General features: G+C 62.8%; 12 protein-coding genes and 1 pseudogene. 3 read left to right on the forward strand and 10 right to left on the reverse strand.

Annotated features, from left to right (window positions below; genetic code table 11):
• Positions 1-9: 9 nt before the first annotated feature.
• The 8 genes from HK436_RS26690 to HK436_RS26720 all read right to left on the reverse strand — a co-directional run bounded on the left by HK436_RS26690 (position 10) and on the right by HK436_RS26720 (position 7,914).
• Positions 10-747 carry an ABC transporter ATP-binding protein gene (locus HK436_RS26690; protein ID WP_173194689.1) on the reverse strand — a complete coding sequence of 246 codons (738 nt, stop codon included), beginning with the start codon at positions 745-747 and terminating at the stop codon, positions 10-12.
• Positions 744-2,045, reverse strand: a complete 1,302-nt coding sequence (locus tag HK436_RS26695; RefSeq protein WP_173194690.1) for a helix-hairpin-helix domain-containing protein — start codon at positions 2,043-2,045, stop codon at positions 744-746. The genes HK436_RS26690 and HK436_RS26695 overlap by 4 nt, the downstream gene beginning before the upstream one ends.
• Entirely contained in the window at positions 2,045-3,424 is a 1,380-nt protein-coding gene (livM, locus tag HK436_RS26700; protein WP_173194691.1) for a high-affinity branched-chain amino acid ABC transporter permease LivM, read from the reverse strand. The genes HK436_RS26695 and livM overlap by 1 nt, the downstream gene beginning before the upstream one ends.
• Positions 3,424-4,023, reverse strand: coding sequence for an ABC transporter permease subunit (locus HK436_RS33835; protein ID WP_376769221.1), 600 nt, complete (start codon positions 4,021-4,023; stop codon positions 3,424-3,426). The genes livM and HK436_RS33835 overlap by 1 nt, the downstream gene beginning before the upstream one ends.
• Positions 3,933-4,352 (reverse strand): branched-chain amino acid ABC transporter permease, encoded by a 420-nt coding sequence (locus HK436_RS33840; RefSeq protein ID WP_376769222.1) that lies wholly within the window; start codon positions 4,350-4,352, stop codon positions 3,933-3,935. Before HK436_RS33840 ends, HK436_RS33835 begins: the two co-directional genes overlap by 91 nt.
• Positions 4,353-4,685: 333 nt before the next feature.
• Positions 4,686-5,687, reverse strand: a complete 1,002-nt coding sequence (locus HK436_RS26710) for a 4-hydroxyproline epimerase (protein ID WP_173194692.1) — start codon at positions 5,685-5,687, stop codon at positions 4,686-4,688.
• A gap of 2 nt (positions 5,688-5,689) precedes the next feature.
• Positions 5,690-6,934 (reverse strand): NAD(P)/FAD-dependent oxidoreductase, encoded by a 1,245-nt coding sequence (locus HK436_RS26715; RefSeq protein WP_173194693.1) that lies wholly within the window; start codon positions 6,932-6,934, stop codon positions 5,690-5,692.
• 86 nt (positions 6,935-7,020) lie between these two features.
• Entirely contained in the window at positions 7,021-7,914 is an 894-nt protein-coding gene (locus HK436_RS26720) for a dihydrodipicolinate synthase family protein (protein WP_173194694.1), read from the reverse strand.
• Positions 7,915-8,016: 102 nt separating this feature from the next.
• On the opposite strand from HK436_RS26720, the gene HK436_RS26725 reads away from it, so the two are divergent.
• Complete coding sequence (locus tag HK436_RS26725; RefSeq protein WP_244649461.1) at positions 8,017-8,670, forward strand: GntR family transcriptional regulator; 654 nt, start codon at positions 8,017-8,019, stop codon at positions 8,668-8,670.
• Between the two features lie 31 nt (positions 8,671-8,701).
• Here the strand turns inward: HK436_RS26725 and HK436_RS26730 are convergent, their stop codons facing one another.
• Both HK436_RS26730 and HK436_RS26735 read right to left on the reverse strand, forming a co-directional pair.
• A complete protein-coding gene (locus HK436_RS26730) occupies positions 8,702-9,082 on the reverse strand; it encodes a hypothetical protein (RefSeq protein ID WP_173194695.1) in 381 nt (126 codons plus the stop codon).
• Positions 9,083-9,356: 274 nt separating this feature from the next.
• The gene (locus HK436_RS26735) at positions 9,357-10,853 is read right to left on the reverse strand and encodes a CoA-acylating methylmalonate-semialdehyde dehydrogenase (RefSeq protein WP_173194696.1); all 1,497 of its coding nucleotides are present in this window, start codon (positions 10,851-10,853) and stop codon (positions 9,357-9,359) included.
• A 150-nt stretch (positions 10,854-11,003) separates the two neighbouring features.
• Between HK436_RS26735 and HK436_RS26740 the strand changes: the two are divergent.
• A pseudogene (locus tag HK436_RS26740) lies at positions 11,004-11,884 on the forward strand (LysR family transcriptional regulator).
• 74 nt (positions 11,885-11,958) lie between these two features.
• Positions 11,959-12,306, forward strand: a complete 348-nt coding sequence (locus tag HK436_RS26745) for a RidA family protein (RefSeq protein WP_173194697.1) — start codon at positions 11,959-11,961, stop codon at positions 12,304-12,306.
• The last annotated feature ends 6 nt before the right edge of the window (positions 12,307-12,312 follow it).

A 12,312-nucleotide genomic window follows, 5' to 3' on the forward strand; every position in this document is an offset into this window, starting at 1 on the left:
GCTCGCCCCTCAGTGCCTTCCGCCTTCGAGATAGGCGGCACGCACCTCCTCGCGCTTCAACAGTTCGGCGCCCGTTCCGCTCATCGTGATATTGCCGTTGACCATCACGTAGCCGCGATGCGCCAGCTTGAGCGCGTGGAATGCATTCTGCTCAACCAGAAAGACCGTCAGACCCTCGGTGCGGTTGAGCTCCTTCACAGCCTCGAAGATCTGCTTCACGATTAGCGGCGCAAGCCCAAGCGAAGGCTCGTCGAGCAGCAGAAGTTTCGGACGGCTCATGAGAGCGCGTGCTATCGCCAGCATCTGTTGTTCGCCGCCGGAGAGCGTACCGCCACGCTGCCCGGCGCGTTCCTTGAGCCTCGGGAACAGTTCGTAGACCTTGCGCAGGTCGTCGTCGAAATGCTCCGGCGCGACGAGCTGAGCGCCCATCTGCAGGTTTTCCAGAACAGTCATGCGCGGGAATATGCGTCGCCCCTCGGGAGATTGCGCAATGCCCAGACGCATGATCTCGTGCGTCGGCATCATGGTGATGTCGGTGCCGTCGTAGATAACCGAGCCTGTGCGCGCCTGCGGGCTGCCGCATATCGTCATCATCAACGTCGACTTGCCGGCTCCGTTGGCGCCGATCAGTGTTACGATCTCGCCGCGATTGACGTCGACATCGACGCCACGCAGCGCGACGATCTTGCCGTAATAGGTCTCGACACCGCGGACCGAAAGCAGTGGGGTTTGCGCTGTCGTGCTCATTTCGCGCCCCCTGTCTTGCCTTTGCTGGATTTTGCCAGCGTCTTCGCCTGCTTCACCCATTCCTCGCGTTCGATGCGGCCGGGGAAGGCAAGGTAGGAACCAACCCATTCAACCTCGGCCTTCTTCCAGGAAGCCACCTGGTCGAAATGCCAGATACCAAGGCCGTTCAGCTTCTTCTCGTTGACCGGCCCCACGCCCTTGATGCGCGTCAGCTTGTCCGGTCCACCCTCTCGGGCGGCGGACAGGCCTGATGGCCGGGAACCGGGGTGGGCTTCGTCGTCTGCCGCAGGCACGGCGGCCGCCTTGATGCCAACCTCCTTGGCGGCATCCCCGCCAATGGCCTCCACGACCAGCGACGCCACCTCCGGAGCCGCCTCGATTTCTTCGTCCTCGACACCAAGATAGGCGGCAATGACGCTCGGGTCGTTGCGCACGAAATCGGCATCGCCGTCGGAAATCTTCACGCCGTAGTCGAGCACGACGATGTGGTCCGAAATCTCCATCACAACGCCCATGTCGTGCTCGATGAGCAGGATCGACGTCTCGTGATTGGCGCGAATGTACTGCAGCAGCTCGTTGAGCTCGGCGGACTCACGCGGGTTGAGGCCCGCGGCCGGCTCGTCGAGGCACAGAAGCTGCGGCTCGGTGCACATCGCCCGCGCAATCTCGAGGCGCCTTTGCGCGCCATAGGGCAGATCGCCGGCCGGATCGTCAGCGCGTTCGATCAGATGAACCTGCTCCAGCCAATAGACCGCCTTGTCGATCGCCACCTGTTCCGCTTTGCGGAATGACGGAATGCCGACAATGCCGCCGAGCGTGAACCCCGATGCTTTCATCAGAACGTTGTGCTGGGCGACCAACAGATTCTCCAGAACCGTCATGCCGCCGAACAGACGGATGTTCTGGAAGGTGCGTGCCACCTTCGCCTGATGCGAAATCTCGAAATCCGGCATCCGCTCGAGCAGGAAGACCGCGCCCTCGGAAGTCGCCTGCCATTTCAGGCCGCCTTCGGTGAGCTTGTCGATCGCCTGCTGTTGGCGTCCGGGACCGTGCCGCATCACGATGCGCCCTTCGGTCGGCTTGTAGAAGCCGGTAACGCAGTTGAAGACGGTCGTCTTGCCGGCGCCATTGGGGCCGATCAGCGCGGTGATCTGGCCGCGGCCCACATTGAACGACAGGTCGTTGATCGCGACCAGCCCGCCAAACCGCATCGTCAGATGCTCGACCGTGAGGACCGGATCCTCGTCCCACTTCGCCGGCGCGCTCTCGGCCGGCTTCCTGACAGCTGCAGCGCTCATCAGTGCCCCTCGCCCTGCGCGACCATGTCCGCGCCGATTTTCTTTTTCTCCTTGAGCACGGCCGACGGTTCGCGCGTCGATACCAGTCCCCGCGGCTTCCAGACCATGATGAGCACCATGGCGAGGCCGAAGATGAGCATGCGGTATTGGGTCGGGTCGAAGCCAGGCCCAAATATCTGGCTGAGGAAGCCGATATTGCGCAGCATCTCGATGCCGCCGATCATCACGATGGAGGCAATCACGACGCCGATCTGCGATCCGAGACCACCCAGCACCACGATCGCCAGGATGATCGCCGATTCCAGGAAGGTGAAGCTCTCGGGCGAGATGAACCCCTGTCGGGTGGCGAAGAAGGAGCCAGCGAAGCCGCCGAACATCGCACCGATGGCAAATGCCGTCAGCTTGGTGTTCGTCGTGTTGATGCCAAGCGAGCGGCAGGCGATTTCATCCTCGCGCAAGGCTTCCCAGGCGCGCCCCACGGGCAGCCGCCTCAGCCGCATCGTCACGATGTTGGTGATGATCGCGAGCAGGAAGATGATGTAGTAGAGATAGACGAAACGGTGGATCGTCGAGAATTCGAGCCCGAAGAAATCGGCGAACCCGCCCTCGCCCCGCGAGAACTCAAGTCCGAAAAAGGTCGGCTTCGGAATGCCGGAAATGCCGTTCGGACCGCCGGTGAATTCGTACCAGTTCAACAGCACCACACGGATGATCTCGCCGAAGGCAAGCGTCACGATCGCCAGATAGTCGCCGCGCAGCCTGAGCACCGGGAATCCGAGGATCAACCCCCAGAAGGCGGCGAGCAGGCCGGCAAGCGGCAGCGCCGTCCAGAACCCGATGAACTCGAAATGCGTCGACAGAAGCGCGAAGGAATAGGCGCCCACCGCGTAAAAGGCGACGTAACCAAGGTCGAGCAGGCCCGCGAGGCCGACCACGATGTTCAGCCCCCAACCGAGCATGATGTAGGTCATGATCAGGATGGCGAGATCGATGTACTGACGCTGCTGCGCAGGAAAGAAGATGATGAAGAAGAACGGCAGCACGACCGCGAATGCAAACAGCACCCGGCCAAGCCATTTGCCGAGGTCCGGCAGCGCCGTGCCGACACCCGAGCCTGCGGAAGCGAGGCCCCGTGTGATCGGCTTGTCGGTGCGCCAGACGAACAGGTTCAGCAGCAGGCGCCCCGCAAAGACGATTGCGATAGCGGACAGCCAAAGTCCCCAGCGGGTGGTGATCGCAAGGCCGCCGGGCGCGATGTCCGTGCGCAAGGCGAGGAAGTAGAAGCCGAGCACGCCGGTCAGGAATGCGGCCAGAAGCGCATCCTTGATCGAGGCCTGAAAAGAGTTCTCGGGATTCACGTTGGTGGAAACCGCCGACATCAGACCTTCTCCACTTCCGGTTTGCCGAGCAGGCCCGAAGGCAGGAAGATCAGCACGATGGCAAGGATCGAAAACGCCGCGACGTCCTTGTATTCAACGCTGAAGTAGCCCGACCAGAACACCTCGATCAGACCGATCAGCAGGCCTCCAAGCATGGCTCCGGGCAGTGACCCGATGCCGCCGAGCACCGCTGCGGTGAATGCCTTCACGCCGGCAAGGAAGCCGATGTAGAAGTCGATCACACCGTAGAGCAGCAGGAACATGAGGCCGGCGACCGAAGCCAGTGCGGCGCCCATCACGAAGGTCAGCGAGATCGTCCGGTCGACGTTGACGCCGAGCAGCGAGGCCATCTTGCGGTCCTGCTCGCAGGCGCGCTGGGCGCGTCCCAGCGAGGTGCGCGAGATCAGAAGGGTGAAAAGCGTCATCAGCACCAGCGTCGTGACGATGATGATGATCTGCATGTAGGAAAGCTGGACGACGATCGCGCCGTTTTCCGTGTTGCCTTCCATCAGCGTGATGCCGCCCTGAATCTGGGGCGGCAGCGGCTTGACGCGCGCGCCCTGTGTGACCTGGACGAAATTCTGAAGAACGATCGACATGCCGATCGCTGTGATCTCGGCGCCAGCCTGAAGGACCCGCGCAACGGCCTGTAGGCCAGCCGCTCCACCGTCCACCCCCAGGCGGACGTGAACAGCATGGACACGATCAGAACGATCAGAAGCACCACCGGCAGAAAGGCAAAACCGAGCACCGTCGTCAGCACCAGGAAAGTTGCCAGGGCGATGAACGACCCGATCATGAAGATATCGCCATGAGCAAAGTTGATCATGCCGATGATGCCGTAGACCATCGTATAGCCGATCGCGATCAGGCCATAGATGGAGCCTAGCGTCAGCCCGTTGATGAGCTGCTGGACGAAATATTCCATTGTTACGCGACCCCTCGAGGATGTCGCCGGTACGACGCATCCTTTTCTTTGGTTCCCCTAGTCCTATTATGTCGAGACCGGATTGCAACGCTTAAATTCGACGGCAGGACGGTTCCGGCAACGTCGAACGGTTGTGCGCTTCTTCGCCATCCGCCCCTTGGACCACGGCGGAAGCTAGCACCGGCCCAACGCAATGTCCTTGTCTCGGCACGGCGAATATTGACGCTGTCACGCAAACAAGCGTCAAAAATGGATAGATATCGGCGTTTTCTTGCATCGTATGGCGGCTCCCTGAATTGCGGTTCATGGTTGAAGCCGACCATGCGCTAGGCCCTACAAAACCGAGAAACCGTGCGCGAACGGATCGCGGTCGTCGATGAAGATGGTGTTGAGCCCCGTCATACGTGCCCAGCCGCCGATCGACGGCACGATTGCCGGCCGGCCGGTCACCTGCGTCTCCTTTTCCACCCTGCCCTTGAACAGCGAACCGATGATCGACTCGTGAACGAAGTCGTCGCCCTGCGTCAGCCTGCCTTTGGCATGCAGTTGCGCCATGCGGGCGGACGTGCCGGTGCCACAGGGCGAACGGTCGATGGCCTTGTCGCCATAAAAAACGGCGTTGCGGGCATCGGCGCCTTCGACCGTCGGCGCACCTGTCCACAAGATGTGTGTCAGCCGGTCGATGGTCGGATTGTCTGGATGCGCGAAGGTGTAGAGATCATTCAACCGTTGCCGCAGCACCGGGCTCCACGCGATCAGCGAGCCTGCGGAATACGCCGCCATATCGGAGAAGTTCTGCTGCGGATCGACGATCGCATAGAAATTGCCGCCATAGGCGACATCCACGACGAGGCGGCCGAGGTCCGGGCATTCCACTTCGAGCCCCTCGGCATAAAGGAAGGACGGTACGTTTGTGATGCGCACCTCCTCCACATATTGCCCTTCCTGGCGATACTCCGCCACCACGACCCCGGCCGGTGTATCGAGACGCAGCACGCCCGGCGTTTTCGGCGTCACCAGCCCGTGCTCGATGGCCATGGTAACCGTGCCGATCGTGCCATGCCCGCACATCGGCAGACACCCCGATGTCTCGATGAACAGGATCGCGATGTCGCAATCCTCCCGCGTCGAGGGATAGAGGATCGAGCCGGACATCATGTCGTGGCCGCGAGGCTCTAACATCAGCCCCTTGCGGATCCAGTCGAACTCTTCGAGGAAATGTGCACGGCGCTCCATCATGGTGGTGCCGTTGAGACGCGGGCCGCCGCCGGCGACGAGCCGCACCGGGTTTCCGCAGGTATGGCCGTCGATGCAGAAAAACGAATGGCGAGCCATGCTCAGAACCTCTGCGGCGAAAAGGGCGAAAGATCGATCGCAGGAGACTGGCCCGTCACGAGATCGCGCACAAGCCGACCCGTCGCGGCTGCCTGCGTCAGCCCGAGATGGCCGTGACCGAAAGCATAGACAATGCTGGCGGAGTTGCGCGACCGCCCGATGACCGGCAGGGAATCCGGCAGCGAGGGACGGTAGCCCATCCATTCGCGCCCGCCATCGGTTTTAAGACCCGGAAGGAATTGCCGCGTCTTTTCCAGCATCGCTTTCGAGCGACGATAGTCGGGCGGACGGTCCAGCCCGCCAAGCTCGACCGCGCCGCCGATCCGCAACCCGGTTTCAAGCGGCGTGACGACGAAGCCGTGGGATGAAAAGATCAATTGCCGCTTCACGTCGAAAGCATCGATAGGCAGCGTAGTGTTGTAACCGCGCTCGGTTTCCAGCGGAATCCTGTCGCCAAGCGGCGCCGCAAGCCGATGCGACCACGCACCGGCGGCAACCACGAGCGCGCGGCAAAGCACTTCCTCTCCGTCGGCCAGCCGCAACAGCGCACCTTTGTCACTCGGCGCGATCGTTTCCACCCTGCGCTGTTCGAACGCCACCCTGCCGCGCCGCCGCGCATGCTCGAAAACGGCCTTACCCAGCAATTTCGGATCAGCAACGTTCTTCCAGCCGGGCATGAACGTGCCCTTGACGAAGCGCGGCGAGAGGCCCGGCTGCAGTGCCGCCATCTCATCGCCCGCAACATGGCGGAATTCGAAACCGAACCTGTCGCGTGCCTGCCACCCCGGGAGGGACGCCTTGAACTCGCCATCGCTTTCGTAAAGCTCGAGCGCACCTTCTTCGCGCAGCATCGAACGCGTGCCGGACGCATCGAGCAGCCGCATCCATTCCGCTTCGGCCAGCCTCATCAGTGACGACTGCGCCGCGAGGCTCTTCTCGTAAAGGCGCGGACTGCCCGCGCGCCAGAAGCGCCATAGCCAGGGCGCGAGCTTCGAGAAGTGGGAAGGCGGAATGGAAAGCGGCCCGAGTGGATCGGCCAGCCAGCGCGGCAGGTTCCGCATCATGCCTTTCTGCGCCAGCGGCAGGACGTCGGGAAAAGCCAGCGCGGCGGCGTTGCCGGAGCTCGTCTCCTCGCAGATGCCGGTGCGGTCGAAAACCGTGACGGCGCGGTCGGCTTCGGCGAGGCTGGCGGCAGCACAGATACCCACAATGCCCGCACCGATGATCGCGACGTCGACCTCCCTCATCGCCGCACTCGCGACACCATCGAGATGAGGGACAGGTCAGACCGCAATGCCATCACTCCCACTGCTTGCGAATTGAGGTGCCGGCCTCAGAACGCCGGCATTTCCGGCCTCGTCGCCATGGCATCCCTGACGACCTTCTCCGCCGCCTGCCGCCTTTCGCCCGCAAGTGGCAGGCGCGGCGCGCGCACCCGCTCGTTGGACCCGATGGCAAGCGCCTCGACGAACTTGATGTTTTGCACCAGATAGGTCGACACGTCGAGGTCGAGCAGCGGCCGGAACCAGCGATAGATGGCCAGCGCCTCCTCGCGGCGCCCCTGCTGCATGAGCTGGTAGATCGCCACAGTCTCGCGGGGAAAGGCGGTGACGAGCCCGGCCACCCATCCGACGGCGCCGACACAGAGCGCCTCATAGGCAAGGTTGTCCACGCCGGTCAGAAGATCGAACCTGTCGCCGAACGCGTTGATGATCTCGGTGGAGCGGCGGATGTCGTCGGAAGACTCTTTCACCGCCACGAAACGCGAGTCGGAAGCAAGCTCCGCCATGACCGGTACGGTGACGTCGACGCGATATGCAAGCCGGTTCGAATAAATCATTATCGGCAGGTCGCCTGCGGCGGCGACAGCCTTGAGCGCGGCGACGGTCTCTTCCGGGTTGGTGTGGTAGATCGGACTTGGCACGACCATCAGGCCGTTCGCTCCCGCCTTCGCGGCCGCCTTGGCCAGCGAGCATGCATCGCGCGTAGCGGCTTCGTTAATCGTGAGGAGCACCGGCCTGTTCCCGGCGACGCCTTGGGCCGTCTTCAACACGGCGAGCTTCTCGTCGACATGCAGCATGGGACCTTCGCCCAAGGAACCGCAAACGATCAGCCCGTCGCAACCCGCGTCGATCTGAAGCGAAAAGCAGCGCTCCATCTCCGCATGATCGAGCTCATCGTTTTCGGTGAACTTTGTCGTCACCGCCGGGAGAACACCTGCCCACATCGCCTTGCTCCTTCTGATATATCACTGATATATCTGTTGGCACGCGGGCTGTCAAGCGACGTTGGATACTGATATATCAAGGGAATGATGGAGAGTCGGTTGATGATCGAAACGGAAGTCGCCAACGAGCCCGCAGCACAGCGTGCCTATCGTGTGCTGGAAAGGATGATCGTCACGCTCGACCTTCAGCCTGGCGGCATCACCACCGAAGGCGCTCTGATCGAAAGGCTCGCTCTGGGTCGCACCCCTGTCCGCGAGGCGATCCAGCGTCTGGCATGGGAAGGTTTGATCGAGATAAGGCCGCGCGCCGGCCTTGCAGTCGCACCACTGCTCGCACGCGACTGGCCGCTGGTGGTCGACGCACGGACGGGCGTCGAAATCGTTCTGGCGCGATCGGCGGCCCGCCACGCGTCGCCAGCAGACAAGCAACGCCTGCACGACGCGGCGGATCAGATGAACGATGCCGTTGCGGCGGCCGATGCGCTTGCCTTTCTCGAAGCCGACAAGCAGCTCGACGATGTCTTTGCCGCCGCTTCCAACAACAGCTTTGCGGTGCGCGTAGCCGCTCCATTGCAAACCCACAGCCGCCGCTTCTGGTTTCGCTACCAAAGCGACACTGGTCTTGCACAATCAGCCGAACATCACATCCGGCTGATCCGCGCTGTTATCGATGGGGACGAATGGCAAGCCGGGCGCGAGGCGGAGCGTCTGATGCTCATGCTGCGTCGGCTTGCCGAACACGCTGCCCGCCGGTGACTCGACCTAGAGCGTGCCGGGCGACAACGTTCTAAGCGTCGACGCCACGCACCAGCTGGTTGCTTTCGAAGCCCTCACCGGCAGAGACGATGCAGCTCTTCCCGTCAGTGCCCGTTGCTAGGATCGTCCAGCTACCGTTGGCGGAGACGAGAATCTCGACAACCGAAGAACCGTCAACCTGACCCACGGCCATTGGGGTCTCGTTAAACTGCTGTGACAGCTCGGCCACCACGGCGTCACGCTCTCCGCACATGGCCATACCCAGCATGTTGGCATTCAGCGCGGGGGTTTCGGCGACACCAACAGTCTCTGCAGCAGACTCGTCTTCAGGGCTCGTCGCCGAAGCGAGCGGAGAAACAGCGAGCATGGCGCCAGCGGCCAGCGCCGAAATGAGAAGTGGGATGCGTGCCATTGCAGCCTCCTGATGCCGAGGCGACCACCTGATCGGCGACCGGTCCGGCTTGTTTACCGCCCCGCGCAGCATGCAACGGGTCTCGCGAAAACAAGCTCTCAGGGACCACGCACGTTCCATCACGTTTTTTTGACAGTTTGTAACAATCACCTGCGGATAACGGACGAAAATCCAGCTTTTCGGGTATTTTCGCCGCTGAAACGTTCACAAAAGATAAGGCGGCGGTCCGGTGGACCGCCGCCTTGATTTTCCATGAAAACGTTGTGGCGCCCGATCAGTTCATCGTCGGGATGACGAATTCCGCACCATCCTTGATGCCTGACGGCCAGCGCGAGGTGACGGTTTTGGTCTTGGTGTAGAAGCGGAAGGCGTCGGGGCCATGCTGGTTCAGGTCGCCGAAGGACGAAGCCTTCCAGCCGCCGAAGGTGTAGTAGGCGATCGGCACCGGGATCGGTACGTTCACACCAACCATGCCGACCTGCACGCGGGATGCGAAGTCGCGCGCGGCATCGCCGTCGCGGGTGAAGATCGCGACGCCGTTGCCCATCTCGTGGTCGTTGGCGAGCTTGATGGCGTTCTCGTAGGTCGGCGCACGCACTACCGACAGGACGGGACCAAAGATCTCTTCCTTGTAGATGCGCATGTCCTCGGTGACGTTGTCGAAGAGGCAGCCGCCCATGTAGTAGCCGTTTTCATAGCCTTGCATGGTGAAGTTGCGGCCGTCGACCACCAGCTTCGCGCCTTCCTGCACGCCGACGTCGACATAGTTCTTCACGCGCGCCAGCGCTTCCTTGGTGACCAGCGGGCCGAAATCGGCGCTGTTGTCGGTCGACGGGCCGACCTTGAGGCTCTCGACGCGCGGGATCAGGCGCTCGATGAGGCGATCGGCCGTCTCCTGGCCTACCGGCACGGCGACTGAGATCGCCATGCAGCGCTCGCCGGCCGAGCCGTAACCCGCGCCGATCAGCGCATCGACGGTCTGGTCCATGTCGGCATCCGGCATGATGATCATGTGGTTCTTGGCACCGCCGAAGCACTGGGCGCGTTTCCCGTTCGCGGTTGCCCGCGAATAGATGTATTGCGCGATCGGCGTCGAACCGACGAAGCCGACGGCCTTGATGTCCGGATCGTCCAGGATCGCGTCGACAACCTCCTTGTCGCCGTTGACGACATTGAGCACGCCGGCCGGAAGCCCCGCCTCGATGAACAGCTCGGCGATCCGCATCGGAACGGAAGGATCGCGCTCCGACGGCTTCAGGATGAAAGCGTTGCCGCAGGCGATCGCCGGCGCGATCTTCCACAGCGGGATCATCGCCGGGAAGTTGAACGGGGTGATGCCGGCAACAACGCCCAGCGGCTGGCGCATGGAATAGACATCGATGCCCGGCCCCGCTCCATCTGTGAACTCGCCCTTCATCATGTGCGGCGCGCCGATGCAGACCTCGACGACCTCCAGCCCGCGCTGGATGTCGCCCTTGGCATCGGCAATGGTCTTGCCGTGCTCGCGCGCCAGCATCTCGGCGAGCTCGTCATACTCGTTCTGTACCAGTTCCAGGAACTTCATCAGCACGCGCACGCGACGCTGCGGGTTGGTCGCGGCCCATCCGGCCTGCGCCGCCTTGGCGTTCTCCACCGCGGCGCGAAGCTCGTCCTTGGAAGCAAGCGCAACCTTGCCGCGCACGGAGCCGTCCATGGGCTGCATGACGTCCTGGCTGCGTCCGCTGGCGCCGGCGACGTGCTTGCCGCCGATGAAATGTCCGATCTCGAGCATGGCTCTCTCCCTGTATATTGGTTGACGGCATTGTCCCGCTTCCGCAGCGCCAATGCAATGCGAGCAAATCAGCATCCGTTGTGCACAGATTGCTGTTCCTGCTATTGGGAACATGATTTGCTGCAATCCCACAATGTGGAGGCACCCTGCATGAATTGGGACGACGTGCGCATATTCCTGGCGGTGGCGCGCGCAGGCCAGATCCTGGGCGCGGCGCGGCGGCTGGAGCTCAACCACGCAACGGTCTCGCGCCGCATCGCCGCGCTGGAGCGCGCGCTCGGCGCCAAGCTGTTTCGCCGGCTTACGACGGGGTCCGAGCTCACGGCTGAAGGCGAGCGTTTCCTGAACGTCGCCGAGCGCATCGAGGCGGACATGATTGCCGCACGAGCCGAGATCGCCGGGGAAAGCGACGAGGTCGCGGGCGTGGTGCGCATTGGTGCACCCGACGGGTTTGGCGTCACTTTCCTTGCGCCACGCCTGGGCCAGCTCACAGAACGGCATCCGGCGCTGTCGATCCAGCTCGTGCCGGTGCCGCGTTCCTTCTCGCTGTCGCGCCGTGAGGCCGACATCGCCATCACCGTTGAGCGCCCGACGGAAGGAAGGCTCGTCGCCGGAAAGCTGGTCGACTACACGCTCGGCCTTTACGCCTCGCGCGCCTACGCGGAAACGCGAGGACTACCTGGAACGCCGGGGAGCTCCGTGGCCACCGGCTTATAGGCTATGTGCCGGACCTGCTCATCAGCCCTTCACTCGACTACGGGCCCGAAATCCTGCCCGACTGGCAGGCCGATTTCGCCGTTTCGTCGGCACTCGGCCAGGTCGAGGCCGTGCGGTCCGGGGCCGGCATCGGCATCCTCCACACCTTTATCGCGCGTGCGCACGATGACCTTGTGCCCGTTGCGGTCTGCCCGCCGATCCGTCGCGCCTACTGGCTGGTGTATCACGAGACAGTTCGCCCGCTGCGGCGCGTTCAGGCGGTTTCAGCCTTTATAGCAGCCGCCGTGGAGGGCGAGCGCGCCACCTTCACGTGAACAAGCGACGGCGCCCATTGCCCGGCAACTGCGAAGCCAATAGAAACGCGGCGACACCAACAGGAGAGAATTCCATGAGCATTGTCCGTCACGAAACCGGCCCCCGCATGAGCCAGGTCAACATCCATAGCGGCGTCGTATACCTCGCCGGCCAGGTTGGCGACGGCGAGTCGGTTGCCGACCAGACCAAGTCGATCCTGTCGAAGATCGACAACCTGCTGGCGCTGGCCAATTCGTCGAAGGAGCGCATTCTCTCCGCACAGATCTGGCTGTCGGACATGGCCGACTTCGCCGAGATGAATGCCGCTTGGGATGCCTGGGTCGCGCCCGGCAACGCGCCTGCCCGCGCCACCGGCGAAGCCAAGCTCGCAGCCCCGAAATACCGCGTCGAAATTATCGTCATCGCCGCGCAGAACGACTAATCCCGC

Origin of the sequence: Neoaquamicrobium sediminum (assembly GCF_013240295.1) — a bacterium.
Lineage (GTDB): Bacteria > Pseudomonadota > Alphaproteobacteria > Rhizobiales > Rhizobiaceae > Aerobium > Aerobium sediminum.